The 16251-nt window shown below is 71.1% G+C and carries 16 protein-coding genes; 9 read left to right on the forward strand and 7 right to left on the reverse strand.

Features of this window, described 5'->3' with window-relative positions; genetic code table 11:
- Positions 1 to 83: 83 nt before the first annotated feature.
- Together FHR82_RS26360 and FHR82_RS26365 are read left to right on the forward strand one after the other, a co-directional pair.
- The gene (locus FHR82_RS26360; protein ID WP_184813155.1) at positions 84 to 1718 is read left to right on the forward strand and encodes an ABC-F family ATP-binding cassette domain-containing protein; all 1635 of its coding nucleotides are present in this window, start codon (positions 84 to 86) and stop codon (positions 1716 to 1718) included.
- Positions 1719 to 1858: 140 nt separating this feature from the next.
- The gene (locus FHR82_RS26365; protein ID WP_133909271.1) at positions 1859 to 2068 is read left to right on the forward strand and encodes a helix-turn-helix domain-containing protein; all 210 of its coding nucleotides are present in this window, start codon (positions 1859 to 1861) and stop codon (positions 2066 to 2068) included.
- Positions 2069 to 2076: 8 nt separating this feature from the next.
- Here FHR82_RS26365 and FHR82_RS26370 read toward each other — a convergent pair whose 3' ends face one another.
- Positions 2077 to 3363 carry a glycosyltransferase family 87 protein gene (locus tag FHR82_RS26370; RefSeq protein WP_184813156.1) on the reverse strand — a complete coding sequence of 429 codons (1287 nt, stop codon included), beginning with the start codon at positions 3361 to 3363 and terminating at the stop codon, positions 2077 to 2079.
- Between the two features lie 118 nt (positions 3364 to 3481).
- Here FHR82_RS26370 and FHR82_RS26375 point away from each other — a divergent pair, with 118 nt between their 5' ends.
- Positions 3482 to 5350: an ABC transporter ATP-binding protein gene (locus FHR82_RS26375; RefSeq protein ID WP_184813157.1), complete on the forward strand. Its 1869-nt coding sequence runs from the start codon at positions 3482 to 3484 to the stop codon at positions 5348 to 5350.
- Between the two features lies 1 nt (position 5351).
- Here FHR82_RS26375 and FHR82_RS26380 read toward each other — a convergent pair whose 3' ends face one another.
- The 3 genes from FHR82_RS26380 to FHR82_RS26390 form a co-directional block, all read right to left on the reverse strand.
- A complete protein-coding gene (locus FHR82_RS26380) occupies positions 5352 to 5684 on the reverse strand; it encodes a DUF1801 domain-containing protein (RefSeq protein WP_184813158.1) in 333 nt (110 codons plus the stop codon).
- A 194-nt stretch (positions 5685 to 5878) separates the two neighbouring features.
- Complete coding sequence (locus tag FHR82_RS26385; protein ID WP_184813159.1) at positions 5879 to 6445, reverse strand: nucleotidyltransferase family protein; 567 nt, start codon at positions 6443 to 6445, stop codon at positions 5879 to 5881.
- 17 nt (positions 6446 to 6462) lie between these two features.
- A complete protein-coding gene (locus FHR82_RS26390; RefSeq protein WP_184813160.1) occupies positions 6463 to 7317 on the reverse strand; it encodes an SDR family oxidoreductase in 855 nt (284 codons plus the stop codon).
- Between the two features lie 75 nt (positions 7318 to 7392).
- On the opposite strand from FHR82_RS26390, the gene FHR82_RS26395 reads away from it, so the two are divergent.
- The 3 genes from FHR82_RS26395 (at position 7393) to FHR82_RS26405 (ending at position 10138) form a co-directional block, all read left to right on the forward strand.
- Complete coding sequence (locus FHR82_RS26395; protein WP_184813161.1) at positions 7393 to 8184, forward strand: TetR/AcrR family transcriptional regulator; 792 nt, start codon at positions 7393 to 7395, stop codon at positions 8182 to 8184.
- Positions 8181 to 8864, forward strand: coding sequence for an alpha/beta hydrolase (locus FHR82_RS26400; protein WP_311771284.1), 684 nt, complete (start codon positions 8181 to 8183; stop codon positions 8862 to 8864). Before FHR82_RS26395 ends, FHR82_RS26400 begins: the two co-directional genes overlap by 4 nt.
- Positions 8865 to 9064: 200 nt before the next feature.
- Complete coding sequence (locus FHR82_RS26405) at positions 9065 to 10138, forward strand: LCP family protein (RefSeq protein ID WP_184813162.1); 1074 nt, start codon at positions 9065 to 9067, stop codon at positions 10136 to 10138.
- A 50-nt stretch (positions 10139 to 10188) separates the two neighbouring features.
- On the opposite strand, the gene FHR82_RS26410 is transcribed toward FHR82_RS26405, so the two are convergent.
- Positions 10189 to 10644, reverse strand: a complete 456-nt coding sequence (locus tag FHR82_RS26410) for a peroxiredoxin (RefSeq protein WP_184813163.1) — start codon at positions 10642 to 10644, stop codon at positions 10189 to 10191.
- A gap of 55 nt (positions 10645 to 10699) precedes the next feature.
- On the opposite strand from FHR82_RS26410, the gene FHR82_RS26415 reads away from it, so the two are divergent.
- A complete protein-coding gene (locus FHR82_RS26415; RefSeq protein ID WP_184813164.1) occupies positions 10700 to 11305 on the forward strand; it encodes a hypothetical protein in 606 nt (201 codons plus the stop codon).
- A 2-nt stretch (positions 11306 to 11307) separates the two neighbouring features.
- On the opposite strand, the gene FHR82_RS26420 is transcribed toward FHR82_RS26415, so the two are convergent.
- Positions 11308 to 11967, reverse strand: a complete 660-nt coding sequence (locus FHR82_RS26420) for a quinone oxidoreductase family protein (RefSeq protein ID WP_221464242.1) — start codon at positions 11965 to 11967, stop codon at positions 11308 to 11310.
- A 164-nt stretch (positions 11968 to 12131) separates the two neighbouring features.
- Here FHR82_RS26420 and FHR82_RS26425 point away from each other — a divergent pair, with 164 nt between their 5' ends.
- On the forward strand, positions 12132 to 12446 hold the full coding sequence (locus FHR82_RS26425; protein WP_184813165.1) for a hypothetical protein: 315 nt from the start codon (positions 12132 to 12134) through the stop codon (positions 12444 to 12446).
- Here the strand turns inward: FHR82_RS26425 and paaI are convergent.
- A complete protein-coding gene (paaI, locus tag FHR82_RS26430) occupies positions 12432 to 12809 on the reverse strand; it encodes a hydroxyphenylacetyl-CoA thioesterase PaaI (protein ID WP_184813389.1) in 378 nt (125 codons plus the stop codon). The two genes, FHR82_RS26425 and paaI, sit on opposite strands and share 15 nt — an antisense overlap.
- Positions 12810 to 12947: 138 nt before the next feature.
- Here paaI and icmF point away from each other — a divergent pair, with 138 nt between their 5' ends.
- Positions 12948 to 16229: a fused isobutyryl-CoA mutase/GTPase IcmF gene (icmF, locus tag FHR82_RS26435; protein WP_184813166.1), complete on the forward strand. Its 3282-nt coding sequence runs from the start codon at positions 12948 to 12950 to the stop codon at positions 16227 to 16229.
- Positions 16230 to 16251 lie beyond the last annotated feature (22 nt).

Here is a 16251-nt window from a genome sequence, read left to right on the forward strand (position 1 = left end):
CCTAGGAGGCGGGCGGGCCCGCTGGTCACGATCAGCGGGCGGATGAGACCTGCCCATGACCAACTTCCCGGAGCTTCCGAAACATGATCACCGCGACTGACCTCGAACTGCGTGCCGGTACCCGCATCCTGCTCTCCGACGCCACGCTGCGCGTCCAGGCGGGCGACCGCATCGGCCTCGTCGGCCGCAACGGCGCGGGCAAGACCACCTCCCTCCGCGTCCTCGCCGGTGAGGGTGAGCCCTACGCGGGCGACCTCCGCCGTTCCGGCGAGATCGGCTACCTGCCGCAGGACCCGCGCGAGGGCAACCTCTCCGTCACCGCCAAGGACCGCGTGCTGTCCGCGCGCGGCCTGGACGAGCTGCTGCGCGAGATGGAGAAGGCGCAGTCGGCCATGTCCGAGCACGCCGACGACAACAGCCGGGACAAGGCGGTCCGCCGCTACGGCCGCCTCGAGGAGCGCTTCGCCGCGCTCGGCGGCTACGCGGCGGAGAGCGAGGCCGCGCGGATCTGCGCGAACCTCGGCCTCGCCGACCGTGTGCTCGCCCAGGAGGTCGGCACGCTCTCCGGCGGCCAGCGCCGCCGCGTGGAGCTGGCGCGCATCCTGTTCGCCGCCTCCGAATCGGGTTCGGGGGGCGCGGGCGGTTCAGCCACCACCCTGCTGCTGGACGAGCCAACCAACCACCTCGACGCCGACTCGATCAACTGGCTGCGCGGCTTCCTCAAAGGCCACAACGGCGGGCTCGTGGTGATCAGCCACGACGTCGACCTGCTCGCCGACGTGGTCAACAAGGTGTGGTTCCTCGACGCCACCCGCGGCGAGGTCGACACGTACAACATGACCTGGCAGCGCTACCTGGACGCCCGCGCGGCCGACGAGAAGCGCCGCCGCCGCGAGCGCGTCAACGCCGAGAAGAAGGCGGGCGCGCTGCAGGCGCAGGCCGACAAGATGCGTGCGAAGGCCACCAAGGCCGTCGCCGCGCAGAACATGATGAAGCGGGCCGAGCGGCTGCTGTCCGGCCTCGACGAGGTCCGGCACGCCGACAAGGTCGCGCGGATCCGCTTCCCCGAACCGGCGCCCTGCGGCAAGACCCCGCTCCAGGCGGAAGGTCTGTCGAAGTCCTACGGCTCGCTCGAGATCTTCTCCGGCGTCGACCTCGCCATCGACCGCGGCTCACGCGTGGTCGTGCTCGGCCTCAACGGCGCGGGCAAGACCACCCTGCTGCGGCTGCTCGGCGGCCGTGAGTCCGCCGACTCCGGCGAGGTCGTGCCTGGTCATGGCCTGCGGATCGGCTACTACGCCCAGGAGCACGAGACGCTCGACCACGACGCGTCGGTGTGGGAGAACGTGCGGCACGCCGCGCCGGACACCCCCGCCCAGCAGCTCCGGTCGCTGCTCGGCACGTTCCTGTTCACCGGCGAGCAGCTCGACCAGCCGGCGGGCACGCTGTCCGGTGGCGAGAAGACGAGGCTCGCGCTGGCGGGTCTGGTGTCCAGCGCCGCCAACGTGCTGCTGCTCGACGAGCCGACGAACAACCTCGACCCGGCGTCCCGCGAACGCGTCCTGGATGCCTTGCGGGGATATACCGGTGCGGTCGTGCTCGTCACACACGACCCCGGTGCGGTCGAGGCGCTGGAACCGGAACGGGTGATCCTGCTGCCCGACGGGACCGAAGATCACTGGTCAGCGGACTACCTCGAGCTTGTGCAGCTGGCCTGACCATTGCGCCATCCCGGTGAGGCGTGACCGATTTCATAGGTATTTTCGATCTCGCCTGGCATTCCGCGCGCTCGTGTTCGATCATTGCCACGGCAGGTGTTCCACTAAACCTCCGTGACACGCTACGGAAGGCGGACGACGTGGCTGATTTGAAGAAGGGCGCGCGGATCACCGGCAGTACGCGCGACAAACTGGCGGCCGATCTCAAGAAGAAGTACGAGAAGGGTGCCAGCATTCGTGCCCTCGCCGAGTCGACGGGGCGGTCGTACGGTTTCGTGCACCGCGTCCTGTCGGAATCCGGGGTGACGTTGCGCGGCCGAGGCGGCGCAACGCGAACGAAGAAGAAGTAACTGGGTTCTCACGCTTGGATGCCGCGGGTGTCGGGGCTCGCGATCGAACCATCGGTCGGACCCGCGGGCGTCCTGGTCCTCTCCTCCCGCGAGGCGGCGGAGAAACCGGCCATCGCACCGAGCATCGCCAGGGGGTACACGAGGTAGCCCCAGCGCGTGGCAGGCGCGAGGATGATCGCCGTCCCCAGGCCCACCGCGGTACGCAGCATGACTTCCGCGGGGTCGCGGGGCGGGCGGATCACCAGCCAGGCCGCGATCGCACACGCCGCCACCCCGAGCAGTGCGAGCGACGCCGCGTGCCCGACGGGGCCGAGTTGGGCGATCAGGTGTCCTGGCAGCGGACTCGCCGCGGGTGAGCTTGCCTCGCCGAGACCGGCCGGGTAGAGGACCACGTGCTCGACGAACGACTGGGGGTCGACCGACAGCACCGGGATCACCAGCACCGCGCTCGTGGTGATCACTGTACCAAAGAAGATCAACAACGCTCGCCTGCCGAGGGCGGCGAAGATCGCCACGGCTACCACGGCGAGCGCGGGCAGGGCCGTGAGTTTCATGTTGATGACCACGGCCAGGACCACGCCTGCCCAGACCGGGTTGGCGCGGAACGCGAGTGCCGCGCCGAGCACGATCAGGGCGATCACCGGGATGTCGTCGCCCGCGACCACGATCGTCAGCAGCGTGAGCGGGCTGACGGCGGCGAGCTGCGCCGCCAGTACGGGGACGCGGGGCCACCCCATGACCTTCAGCGCCAGCACGATGGCGAGGACGGTGACGACCGCGAACGCGATCCGCGCGTCGGTGAGCGCGCCGTCGCCGAACAGCGCCCTGGGGAGCCCGAACAGGGTCATCGACGGGCCGTAGGGCGTGTAGTCGTCGGGGTGCGGCGGCCTGCCGAGTAGCCCGAGGTCGGGGTAGGGCGTGCCGCTCTCCAGCAGCAGGCTCGCGGACCGCTCGACGACCCACACCTCGGGCTGCGACGGGAACGACCACGGCCAGTTGCCCCACACGAAGCCGGGGTCGCGGCGGAACACCAGCACGAGCAGCGGCACGACCCCGGCCAGCAGGGCCGCGACGGCGACCGGTGTCCAGCGTGACCACAGCCAGGTGGTCCGTGCCCTGGTCACGAGCTGGACGGCCGAAATTGTCAGTGCCAGGAGATAGCCTGCCGTCGCGAAGTTGCCCCACACGCGGTAGCCGTAGAACTCGGAGAACACCGCGTTGCCAGCGGCGAAGAGGAGGCTTACGCCGTAGAAGAGCAGGTCGAGGCGCAACGTTCGACGACCGGTCCGCTCCACGCGGGCAGGCTACCGAGCCTTGCCGACCTGTTCGCTCTCCGGGTAACCGGGAAGGCGCCGACCACCGCCGGCGTTGTCGTCGACGGGACCCCAGCGGGGGCAGAGGAGGGGTGTGCACGTGGAGAACAGCTGGATGCTCATGCGTGGCGCCATGCATGCGAAGGACGCGCCGAAGGGGCTGAAGAAGGGCACGATCCGCCGCGTCTACGCGTTCGCGGGGCCACACCGGGGCAAGCTGGTGGTGTTCCTGGCGCTGACGATGATCTCGGCGGTGCTCGCGGTGAGCACGCCGCTCCTGGCGGGCCAGGTCGTGAACGCGATCGTCGGCGGCGGTGCCGTGTCGACGGTGGTGTGGCTCGCGGTCGCGATCGCGGGGGTGGCGGTCGCCGACGCCGGGCTGGGGCTGGCCGAGCGGTGGCAGTCGTCGCGCATCGGTGAGGGGCTGATCTACGACCTGCGGCGCGCGGTGTTCGGGCACGTGCAGCGGATGCCGGTCGCGTTCTTCACCCGCACCCGCACCGGTGCGCTGGTGTCGCGGCTCAACAACGACGTGATGGGCGCGCAGCGGGCGTTCACCTCGACGCTCGCCGGGCTCGTGACGAACGTGATCCAGCTGGTGCTGTCGGTCGCTGTGATGCTGACACTGTCGTGGCAGGTGACCCTGCTGGCGCTGGTGCTGCTGCCGATCTTCGTGCTGCCCGCGCGGCGGATGGGGCGGCGGATGGCCGACCTGCAGCGCGAGTCGTCGACGCTGAACGCGTCGATGACCACGCAGATGACCGAGCGGTTCTCCGCGCCGGGCGCGACGCTCGTGAAGCTGTTCGGGCACCCTCGTGGCGAGCTGGCGGAGTTCTCCGGGCGCGCGGAGCGGGTGCGGGACATCGGGGTGCGGTCGGCGATGCTGACGCGCTGGTTCATGACGAGCCTGACGCTCGTGTCGGCGCTCGCGCAGGCGCTGGTGTACGGGCTGGGCGGGTACCTGGCGATCACCGGTGCGCTGGCGCCGGGCACGGTGGTGGCGCTGGCGTTGCTGCTGACCAGGCTGTACACGCCGCTGACCGCGCTCGCGAACGTGCGCGTGGACGTGATGACCGCGCTGGTGTCGTTCGAGCGGGTGTTCGAGGTGCTCGACCTGAAGCCGATGATCGAGGAGAAGCCGTCCCCGTCGACCGTGCCCGCCGGTGGCGTGTCGGTCGAGTTCGACGACGTGCGCTTCGCCTACCCGGCGCCGGAGCAGGTGTCGCTGGCGTCGCTGGAAGAGGTGGCGGTGCTCGACAAGCGCGGCGGCGAGGAGGTGCTGCACGGCGTCGGGTTCCGTGCGGCACCGGGTGAGATGGTCGCGCTGGTCGGCTCGTCCGGTGCCGGCAAGTCGACGATCGCGTCGCTGGTGCCCCGGCTGTACGACGTGTCGTCCGGCGCGGTCCGTCTGTCCGATGTGGACGTGAAGGACCTGTCGTTCGACACGCTGCGCGACACGGTCGGCGTGGTCACCCAGGACGGGCACCTGTTCCACGACACGATCCGCGCGAACCTGTTGTACCCCAAGCCATCCGCGACGGACGACGAGGTGTGGGCGGCGCTGCGCCGCGCCCGGCTGGAGAACCTGGTGCAGAGCCTGCCGGACGGTCTGGACACGGTGGTGGGGGAGCGCGGCTACCGCCTGTCGGGCGGCGAGCGCCAACGGCTGACGATCGCGAGACTGCTGCTGGCGGCACCGAAGGTGGTGATCCTCGACGAGGCGACCGCACACCTGGACTCCGAGTCGGAGGTGGCGGTGCAGGAGGCCCTGGCCGACGCACTGTCCGACCGGACCGCGATCGTCATCGCGCACCGGCTGTCGACGATCCGCGCGGCGAACCAGATCCTCGTCGTGGAAGCGGGCCGCATCGTCGAACGCGGCGACCACGACACACTGCTGGCGGCCGGTGGGCGGTACGCGGAGCTGTACCGCACCCAGTTCGCGAACCAGCCCGCGGCGGCGGCCTGACCTACATGTCGGTCTGGTGCGCGACCGCGTCCCGCACCAGGCCGGCGACGTCGTCGGGCGCGCCGATTGCCTGCGCGGCGGAGACCTGACGGGTGTACTTGCCGTCGCCGGCGAGCAGCCCGGCGGGGTCGGCGAGCAGGGAACCCTTGTGGAACACCAGGTGCACAGCCTTGCGCGTGGCCGCGACGGCGCACACCCAGTGGTGCCAGTCCCCGTTGGCGGTGAACGTGAGCCGGTTCCACTTGACGTCCTCGTCGAGGTCCGCGACGGCCCGGATCAGCTCGGCCAGCGGCTCGGCGTCCGGATGGTCGGCGATCCACTCGTCGACGGTCATGTCAGCTCCTTCCGGTCGGCCTCCGGCCCCCTCGAACCACGCTACCGGCGACCACCGACAAAACCGGGACGGCGAGGCCACCGAGCACGGGGTTGTCCACAGCGCGCCTGGTTGTCCACAGGACGTCCGCGGGCCGCCGCCGCTGTCGGTGCCCTGCCGTAGGCTGGTTCGAGGGGGCCGGAGGCAAGCCGGGCTCAGCCCGGCAGGTCCTCGGGGCGGTCCACGTCGGCGCCGCTCGCCACGTCCTCGCACGGCACCGCGACCGCGTCGTGCCGCGCCAGGTACGGCCGTGCGCCCGCGTCCCCGGTCGCCAGCTCCGACACCTCCGCCCACCGGTCCCGCCCGATCAGCACCGGATGGCCCGGCACCCCGTCGTACGTCGCCCTGGCCAGCGCCGACGACGACGCCAGGGACACCAACCGCGCCACCGCCGAGGGAGTCATCCCCGGCGTGTCCACCGGCAGCACCACCACGGCTTCGCAGGAGGACGGTGCCAGCGCCGCGAGCCCCGCGCGCAGGGACGACCCCATCCCGCTCTCCCACTCCGGGTTGTCCACAAGAGACGATCCGGACAGCGACGCGGTACTGCGCACGTCCGCCGCCAGCGCACCCAGCACCACCACGACCGGCGCGCAGCCACCCGCGCGCAACACCTCCGCCGCGTGCTCGACGAACAGCCGCCCCTGGTGGCGCACCAGCGCCTTCGGCATCCCGTACCGCCGCCCGCCACCCGCGGCCAGCAGCAGCCCCGCAACCGTCACGCGGAACAGCCTAGGCCTCAGCGGAAGGCGTCGACGTTGTCGCGCGCCCACTGCGCATAGGTCCGCGCCGGACGTCCCAGCACCTCCGGCACCGTGGGCAGCGGCACCAGCGCCGACGACCAGTCCACGTCGTCGAAGGACGTGCCGCCTGCCGAGTAGTCCTCGAAGCCCAGCAGGAACCCGGCGTTCTCCGCGGCCCAGCCGCCCTGCCGCTCCAGGATCGCCCGCGCCTCGTCCGCGCTGACCTCCTCGAACGGCACCTCCTCGCCCAGTGCCGCCCCGATCGCGGCCACCTGCTCGCGCCGCGTCAGCAGTTCAGGCCCGGTCAGGTCGTACCAGCGGCCGGTGTGCCCGTCCTCGGTCAGCGCGGCCACCGCCACGGCCGCGATGTCGCCGTCGTGGATCGCGAGGCTCGGTGCGTCCGGCTGCGCGTACCGGACGACCCGCTCCGCGCGGACCATCGGACCCCACAGCCGTTCCGTGTTCGACGCGAAGTCGCCAGGGCGGATGTGCGTGTACTCCAGGCCGGACGCCTCGACCGCCTGCTCGACCGGTAGCTGGAAGTCCGTGTCGAACCCACCGGTCACCGCACCCGACGACAGCGTCACGATCCGCGTCACCCCGGCCGCCTTCGCCAGCGCCACCACGTCCGTCGCGGTCCTCGGCTCCGGGAACAGGTACATCCGCTCGACACCGTCGACCGGCACCGACTCCGGGGCCAGGAGATCGCCGCGCACCACCTCGACCCCGGCCGGGAACGTCGCCGTCGCCGGGGTGCGCGTCATCGCCCGCACCTCGTGCCCCGCCTCGGCGAGCTGCGTGACCACGTGCCGCCCCACATGACCGGTCGCTCCGGTCACCAACACCTTCATGAACGCCTCCAACGGGGACTTCCAAAAATGGGTACGCTGTACGCATAAAACAGTAGCACCTACGATGGCGGCACGATGACGACCGACGAGACCACCGAGGACGACCAGGCCGCGAGCTTCGGCGGCGGCGCCGCGTCGGCCGAGACCATGGCATTGCTGTGGGGGACCAAACCGGCGCCGACCCGGGGTCGAAAACCAGGTATGACGGTGGCCTCGATCGTGGCGAAGGCCATCGAGATCGCCGACGCCGAGGGGCTGGCGGCCCTGTCGATGCGCCGCGTCGCGGACGAGCTCGGTGTCGGCACCATGTCGCTCTACCGCTACCTGCCCGGCAAGACCGAGCTGTTCGAGCTGATGCTCGACACCGCGATGGGTGAGCACGGCCCGCCGGAACCCGACCCGGCGGGCTGGCGCGCGAGCCTCGCGGCCTTCGCCAGGGCAGGCCTCGCGGGCTACCGGCGGCACCCGTGGCTGCTGGAGGCCTCGATCTCCCGGGGGCTGATGGGCCCGAACCAGACAGCGGCACTGGACGCGCTGCTGCGCATGATCTCCGGGATCGGCCTCTCGCCCGGGCAGATGATGGCCGTGGTCGGGCTCGTCGTGAGCTACGTGCAGGGCCGCGCCAGGCAGCTCGCCGACAACGTGCGGTTCGAGCAGCGGTCCGGCGTGTCCGACGAGCAGTTCTGGCGCGACTTCGCGCCGCTGCTCGACGAGCACCTGGACGCCGAGCGGTTCCCCGCCCTCGCCGCCGTCTGGCGCGACGACGAGCTGAGCTGGGAGGACGAGTTCGAGTTCGGCCTCGAACGGGTGCTGGACGGGATCGACGCGTTCGTGAACAGCGCTGAGAACAAGGGGAGTGGTCGGTGACAGAGCCTCGGCTGCGGAAGCTGGGTGCGACGGGCGCGGATGTGCGTGCCGCCGTGCTCGTGCTCCACGGCGGTCAGGAGAACAGCACGGCGCCCTCGGCGCCGTGGCATCCGGCGTACGTGCGGATGATCCCGTTCGCGCGGGACCTGCGACGCGCGCCCGGTGTCGCGGTGTGGCAGCTGTGCAACCGCTACCGCGGCTGGAACGCGCCGGACCTCGACCCGGTGGCCGACGCGCGCTGGGCCCTCGAACGGCTCCACCAGGCGCACCCGGACATTCCGGTGGCGCTCGTGGGGCACTCCATGGGCGGCCGCGTCGCGCTGCGGGTCGCCGACGACCGCGCCGTGGCCGGGGTGTGCGCGCTCGCGCCCTGGACCCCGGCCGGTGAGCCGGTCGGGCAGCTGGCGGACCGCACGGTGCTCATCGCGCACGGCGACCGCGACCGGATGACCGACCCCGCGCTGTCCTACACCTACGCCGAGCGGGCCAAGGAGGTGACCGACGCGGTGGCGAGGTTCGACGTCCTCGGTGAGGGGCACGCGCTGCTGCGCCGGTACCGCGAATGGACGTCGCTGGTCAGGCGGTTCACACTCGGGGTGCTGGGTGTCGTCGACCTCGACCGCGAGATCACCGAGGCACTGGCGAAACCGGCGCCTGCCGGACTCCGTGTGCCCGTCTGATCACGGTCTCGTACGGTGTGCTCCGTGTTGCGCAACCTGGGTGCGGGTCCCCACGTCTCTGTTCGAAACGGAAGGGTGGGGAAATGAGTTACCAGCCACCGCCACGTCGACGGCCTGGTCCGCCGCCTGGTCAGGGTCGCGGCCCCGGCTACGGGCCACCGCAGGGTGGGAGCCGCAAGCCGGCCTACCACCAGACTCGGATGCTGCCGCTGCCGGCGCAGGAGCAGCCGCCGAACTACGGGCCGCCACCGAGACGTGACGACTACCGCCAGCCGCCGCCACCGGCGGGCGACGAGGGCTACCCACCGCCACCACCGCGCAGACCACGCCGCCGCCCCCGCTGGGGCCGCCGGATCGGGATCACGTTCCTGGTGCTGCTCCTGCTGCTCGGCGTCGGGTTCTTCTGGATGGACACCTCGCTCAACCGCATCGCGGCCATCGAGGACTACCCGGGCCGTCCGGCCGCCGCGGCCGGCACGAACTGGCTGATCGTCGGCTCGGACAGCCGCGAAGGGCTGACCGACGAGGAGAAGGCCAAGTACACCACCGGTGACCCGACCAGCAAGCTCACCGACACGATCATGGTCGCGCACATCCCGGACAACGACACGCCGCCGACGCTGCTGTCGCTGCCCAGGGACTCGCGGGTGGAGGTCCCCGGCCACGGCACCAAGCAGATCAACGCCGTGTACGCGCTCGGTGAGGCGCCGCTGCTGGTGAAGACCGTCGAGGCCAACACCGGCCTGCGGATCGACCACTACGCGGAGATCAGCTTCCTGGGCTTCGCAGGCATGGTGGACGCGGTCGGCGGGGTCGAGATGGACATCCCGGAGGAGATGCGCGACAACCAGACCGGCGCGGTCATCCCGGCAGGCCACCAGAAGCTGGACGGCGTGCAGGCGCTCGCGTTCGTGCGCATGCGCAAGTCGGACGCCACCCCTCGGTCGGACCTCGACCGCGTGGTGAACCAGCGCAAGTTCATCGGCGCGCTGGCGGGGGAGATGGCGAGCCCCGGGTCGCTGCTCAACCCGTTCACGCTGTTCCCGATGCTCGGCGAGGCGACCGACGCGCTGACCGTCGACGAGGAAGACCACCTGTGGCACCTCGCGAGCCTCGGTTTCGCGATGCGCGGCATCTCCGACGGCGGCACGGTGGCGACCACGATGCCGGTGACCGACTCCAGCGCCCACACGTGGGACCCGGACAAGTCTCAGCGGCTGTTCACCGCGCTGAAGGAGGACACGCCGATCCCGCCGGACGTGATCTCCAACTAGTCCACAGTGGATCCCCCGGGTCGCGCGCGACCCGGGGGATCGCTGTTCGCTCAGGCCGCGCGGGCGCGCAGCACCGCGAGCGCGCGGTCGGCGTGGACCGCCATCCGCAGCTCGCTCTTGATGACCTCGATGACCTTGCGGTCGGTGTCGATCACGAACGTCTGCCTGCGCGTGAGCAGCGGGCCGAAGCTGCGCCGCACCCCGAACCCGGTCGCCACCGCGCCGTCGGCGTCGGACAGGAGCGGGTAGTCGAACCCGTGCTTCTCGCTGAACTCGGCCTGCCTGTCCACGGCGTCCGGGCTGATGCCGACGCGGTGCGCGCCGACCGCGGCGAACTCGGCGGCGAGGTCGCGGAAGTGGCAGCTCTCCGCGGTGCAGCCCTTGGTCATCGCGGCCGGGTAGAAGAACAGGACCACCGGGCCGGTCTCGAGGAACTCCCGCAGCGCGCGGGTCGTGCCGGTCTCGTCCGGCAGCTCGAAGTCCGGTGCGAGTTCCCCAACCTTCATGGTTCTCCTTCCAGTCGCCCCGTTGTCCGGCGGGCCGTCCTGCGAGGATTGGTGCGTGGACACGACCGTCACCCCCAGTCTGCCGCTCCGCCTCGCGCGCCTGGTCACCGAGGTGCTCTCGCCCGCCGTGATCGTGCCGCTGCTGTCGTTCGCCGTCGCGTGGTACGGCACCGCCCACGACGTCCTCGGGACCGTGCTCTGGGGGTTGCTCGTGACGGTGTTCTACTGCGCGATCCCCATGGCGATCGTGGTGCGCGGCGCCCGGGGCGGCCGCTGGGAAGGGCACTGGGTGCGGGAACGCGAGCGCAGGATGGTGCCGTTCCTCCTGATCCTCGTGTCGACCCTCGTCGGGCTCGCGCTCATGCTCGTCGGCACCGCGCCGGGGGACGTGCTGGCACTGGCCTGGTCGATGGTCGTCACGCTGCTGGCGTGTCTCGTGATCACCAGGTGGTGGAAGGTGTCCGTGCACGCGACGGTCGCGGGCGGCGCGCTCGGGACGATCGTGCTGCTGTACGGGCCGTGGTACCTGCTGCTCGTGCCCGCGCTCGCGCTGGTGTGCTGGTCGCGCGTGGTGGTCGAGGACCACACGCTCGCGCAGGTGGTGGTCGGCGCGGTGCTCGGGCCGGTCGTCGGTGGCGTGGTGTTCCTCGCGCTCAGGTGAGGTCAGAGGATCAGCAGCACCCGGCCGAGTTGTGCCCGGCTGTCGAGGATCCGGTACGCGGCAACGGCTTCGTCGAGCGGCAGTCGCGTGTGGACGGACGCGCGCAGCCGCGCGGCGGCGAAGTGGCCGGTCAGTTCGGCGACCTCGGCCGCGGCCGGCTCCGGTGCGGCCGCGCGCCAGGCCAGCAGCGAGAACGCGGTGACCGTGCGCAGCCGCACCAGGTCCATCACCGGCACGTCGCCGAACTCGCCGGACGCCACCCCGTAGGCGACGACCCGGCCGAACGGTGCGAGCAGATCGATGCTCTGGCGCAGCATGGCGCCGCCGACCGAGTCGAGGACCACGTCGACACCGCCCGGGGCCGCCGCCCGGACCTCGTCGGCCCAGCCGTCGCGGGTGTAGTCGACGGCCACGTCCGCGCCGTGCGCGCGGGCGAAGTCGAGCTTCGCGGCGGACCCGGCGGTGGCGATGACCGTGCCGGCGCCCTCGAGCTTGGCGAGCTGCGTGGCGATGTGCCCGATCGTGCCGGCGGCGGCGTGCACCAGGACCGTCTCCCCGGCCTTGAGCTGCCCGGCGCGCAGCACGCGCAGCGCGACGGGCGCCGGGCTGGGCAGCAGGCTGGCGGCGGCGTCGTCGAGGTCGTCGGGCACCTCGGCGGCCACGCGGCGTCGACGAAGTTGGCCCCGATCGCCGCCACGCGGACGCGGAGCTGCCCCTCGCCGGGTACCGGGACGTCGGCCTCCTCGACTTTCAGCACTTCAGGGCCGGAGCCGGTCCGCACCGGCGAGCCGCCGCTGGGCCCGGGTGCTCCGCCCGCGACCGCCTGATGGCCTTCCTGGCGGCGGTGGTGGAGGTCGTCGGCCGCAACAAGCGCCTGATGGCGGCACTGGGCGCGGAGGTCGCGTCGATGCCGAAACCCCACGACGGCCCGGCCCGCGAGCACCCGCTCTACCAGTCGTGGCACGGCCACATCACGAGGCTGTTGCGGGAAGCCGACCCGGCGCTGGACGCGGAACTGCTGGCGGGCCTCCTGCTGGCGGGCCTGCAGAGCGATCCTATCCTCCGCCTGCTGGAACGCGGCGAGACCGACCGCCTGGCCAAGGCTGTGCAGACCCTGGCTTCCGGACTACTCGGTTCCTGAGCGCAACGTGCGGCTGCGGCCGCGGAACTCGGCGATGACCTGGTCCCCCCGGGTGACCGTCACGTCGTAGATGCCGCTGCGGCCGTAGGTGGTGCGTTCTTCCGCGCGGGCCGTCAGTTCGTCGCCGAGGTGGGCGGCGGCCACGAACGTGATGTCGGCGCCCGCGGCGACCGTGACCGGGCCGTGGCTGTTGCAGGCGCACGCGAACGCGGTGTCCGCGAGCAGGAACACGTAGCCGCCGTGGGCGAGGGCGTGGCCGTTGACCATGGTGTCGGTGACCGTCATGCGGACCGTCGCGTGGCCGGGGCCCGCGTCGGTGAGGGTGATGCCCAGTGAGCGGCTCGCCAGGTCGTCGTCGAGCATTCGTTGGACTGGTTCGGGCACCGGCACTTAACGCTCCATGGGTGTTCCAGTGGACATCTGCGCAGGTGGGATATCACATTCAGGGAGAGCTGCGCCACATCGGTTGCACATCCAAAAGTAGGACGTCAAACTATTTACATGCCCGACAAGACCTCGCTGTACCGGCCGGAGCACCCCGTCCGGTTCGTCACCGCGGCCAGCCTGTTCGACGGGCACGACGCGGCGATCAACATCATGCGCCGGATCCTGCAGTCGCAGGGCGCCGAGGTCATCCACCTCGGCCACAACCGGTCGGTCCGCGAGGTCGTGCGCGCCGCGATCCAGGAGGACGTCCAGGGCATCGCGATCAGCGCGTACCAGGGCGGCCACGTCGAGTACTTCAGCTACCTCGTAGAACTGCTGAACGAGCACGGCGCGGGCCACATCAAGGTCTACGGCGGGGGCGGCGGGGTCATCGTCCGCGAGGAGATCGCCCTGCTGCACGAACGGGGTGTGGCGCGCATCTTCTCCCCGGAGGACGGCCAGCGGCTCGGCCTCGCGCGCATGATCAACACCATGATCGAGGCGTGCGACCACGACCTCGCCGACCGGCCGGAGCCCACGCGCGAGGCGATCATCGCCGGCGGGCTGGACACCCTGGCGCACACGATCACCGCGATCGAGGCCGGGCGCCTCTCCGGTGACACCCTCACCGCCATCCGCGAGGCCGCGGCCGCGCGGCGCGTGCCGGTCCTGGGCATCACCGGCACCGGCGGCTCCGGCAAGTCCTCGCTCACCGACGAGCTGGTCCGCCGGTTCCGCGTCGACCAGCAGGACAAGCTGCGCATCGCGGTACTCGCCGTCGACCCCACCCGTCGCCGCGGCGGCGGGGCGCTGCTCGGCGACCGGATCCGCATGAACTCGCTCGGCGGCATCGCGGGCAGCGGCGGCGTCCAGGACGGCGCCCAGGTCTTCTTCCGCTCCATGGCCACCCGCGGCGCGGTCACCGAGGTCCCGGAAGGCCTGACCGACGCGATCGCCGCCTGCGAGGCCGCGGGCAACGACCTGGTGATCGTCGAGACGCCGGGCATCGGGCAGGGCGACGCGGCGATCGTGCCGTTCGTCGACTCCTCGCTGTACGTGATGACGCCGGAGTTCGGTGCGGCGTCCCAGCTCGAGAAGATCGACATGCTGGACTTCGCGGACGTCGTCGCCATCAACAAGTTCGAGCGCCGCGGCGCCGAGGACGCCCGCCGTGACGTGGCGCGCCAGCTGGTCCGCAACCGCGAGGCGTTCGGCGTGTCCTGGGAGGACATGCCGGTCTACGGCACCAGCGCGGCCACGTTCAACGACGACGGCGTCACCGCGCTCTACCACCACCTGCGCGACCTGCTCGCCGAAAGCGGCCTGCCGGTCGGCGAGCCGACCCTGGCGCCGGTCGACGGCAGGGTGTCGACGCGCGCCGCGACCGTCGTGCCGCCGCAGCGCACGCGCTACCTCGCGGAGATCGCCGAGACGGTCCGTGGGTATCACAAAGAGACTGACGAGCAGGTGGCGGCGGTCCGGGAGCGCGCCGCGCTGGACCACGCCAGGCAGGCGCTCGAGCGTGCCGGTGCCACCACCGACGACCTCGACAAGCTGGTCACCGAGGCGCAGCGCCGCGTGGACCGCGACACCGAGGACCTCCTCGACCGGCACCGCACGCTCGCCGGGGACTACGCGGGCGAGGAACTGGTCGTGCGGGTCCGCGACAAGGAGCTGCACACCCAGCTGTGGCGCGAGACGCTGTCCGGCACCCGCGTGCCCCGCGTCGCGCTGCCGCGCTTCGACGACGACGGCTCACTGCTCCGCTTCCTGCGCAAGGAGAACCTGCCGGGCTACTTCCCGTTCACGGCAGGCGTGTTCCCGTTCAAGCGGGACGGCGAGGACCCGGCCCGGATGTTCGCCGGTGAGGGCGACGCGTTCCGCACCAACCGGCGGTTCCGCTACCTGTCGGAGGGCTCGGACGCGACGCGCCTGTCGACCGCGTTCGACTCGGTGACCCTGTACGGGCACGACCCCGACACCCCGCCGGACATCTACGGCAAGGTCGGCACCTCTGGCGTGTCGATCGCGACGCTCGACGACATGAAGGCGCTCTACGAGGGCTTCGACCTGACCGCGCCGAACACGTCGGTGTCGATGACCATCAACGGCCCCGCGCCGACGATCCTCGCGTTCTTCCTGAACACCGCGATCGACCAGACCGTCGACAAGTACGTCGCCGAGCACGGCAGGCAGCCGTCCGAGGAGGAACGCCAGGAGCTGGCCGCGTGGGCGCTCGCCAACGTGCGCGGCACCGTGCAGGCCGACATCCTCAAGGAGGACCAGGGCCAGAACACCTGCATCTTCTCCACCGAGTTCTCGCTGCGGATGATGGCGGACATCCAGGAGTGGTTCATCGCCAACAAGGTCCGCAACTTCTACTCCGTGTCGATCTCCGGGTACCACATCGCGGAGGCCGGGGCGAACCCCATCAGCCAGCTGGCGTTCACGCTGGCCAACGGGTTCACCTACGTCGAGTCCTACCTCGCCCGCGGCATGCACATCGACGACTTCGCGCCGAACCTGTCGTTCTTCTTCTCCAACGGCCTCGACGCCGAGTACAACGTGATCGGCCGGGTGGCCCGCCGGATCTGGGCGGTCGCGATGCGCGAGCGGTACGGCGCGAACGAGCGGTCGCAGAAGTTCAAGTACCACGTGCAGACCTCCGGCCGGTCGCTGCACGCGCAGGAGATGCACTTCAACGACATCCGCACCACGCTGCAGGCGCTGTGCGCGCTGTACGACAACGCGAACTCGTTGCACACCAACGCCTACGACGAGGCGGTCACGACCCCGACCGAGTCGTCGGTGCGCAGGGCCATGGCCATCCAGCTGATCATCAACAAGGAGTGGGGCCTGTCGAAGAACGAGAACCCGCTGCAGGGCTCGTTCGTCATCGACGAGCTGACCGACCTGGTCGAAGAGGCGGTGCTCGTCGAGTTCGAGCGGCTGTCCGAGCGCGGTGGCGTGCTGGGCGCGATGGAGACCGGCTACCAGCGCGGTCGAATCCAGGACGAGTCCATGCTCTACGAGCAGCGCAAGCACGACGGCTCGCTACCGTTGATCGGGGTGAACACGTTCCTGCCGTCGAAGGACGGGGAGGGCGCAGGCGAGGACCCGACGATCGAGCTGGCCAGGGCCACCGAGGACGAGAAGCGGTCACAGGTGGAGCGGACCAGGGCGTACCAGGCCGACCACAAGTCCGAGGCCGAGGAGGCACTGCGGCGGCTTCGCGTCGCGGTGGCGGAGGACCGTAATGTGTTCGGTGAGTTGATGGCCGCCGCCCGGGTGTGCACGCTCGGCCAGGTGACCGACGCGTTCTTCGAGGTGGGCGGCCAGTACCGGCGGAACGTGTAGGGGAGAGACTGTGAGCGGAGCT

The sequence above is a fragment of the Actinophytocola algeriensis genome, assembly GCF_014203735.1.
Lineage (GTDB): Bacteria > Actinomycetota > Actinomycetes > Mycobacteriales > Pseudonocardiaceae > Actinophytocola > Actinophytocola algeriensis.

Bases quoted from the DNA above. Each gene is read 5' to 3' on its own strand.
- FHR82_RS26360 (WP_184813155.1), top strand. From the start codon at position 84: ATGATCACCGCGACTGACCTCGAACTGCGTGCCGGTACCCGCATCCTG.
- FHR82_RS26380 (WP_184813158.1), bottom strand. From the start codon at position 5,684: ATGACCGTCGACGAGTGGATCGCCGACCATCCGGACGCCGAGCCGCTG.
- FHR82_RS26390 (WP_184813160.1), bottom strand. From the start codon at position 7,317: ATGAAGGTGTTGGTGACCGGAGCGACCGGTCATGTGGGGCGGCACGTG.
- FHR82_RS26395 (WP_184813161.1), top strand. From the start codon at position 7,393: ATGACGACCGACGAGACCACCGAGGACGACCAGGCCGCGAGCTTCGGC.
- FHR82_RS26405 (WP_184813162.1), top strand. From the start codon at position 9,065: ATGCTGCCGCTGCCGGCGCAGGAGCAGCCGCCGAACTACGGGCCGCCA.
- FHR82_RS26410 (WP_184813163.1), bottom strand. From the start codon at position 10,644: ATGAAGGTTGGGGAACTCGCACCGGACTTCGAGCTGCCGGACGAGACC.
- FHR82_RS26425 (WP_184813165.1), top strand. From the start codon at position 12,132: ATGGCCTTCCTGGCGGCGGTGGTGGAGGTCGTCGGCCGCAACAAGCGC.
- paaI (WP_184813389.1), bottom strand. From the start codon at position 12,809: ATGCTCGACGACGACCTGGCGAGCCGCTCACTGGGCATCACCCTCACC.
- icmF (WP_184813166.1), top strand. From the start codon at position 12,948: ATGCCCGACAAGACCTCGCTGTACCGGCCGGAGCACCCCGTCCGGTTC.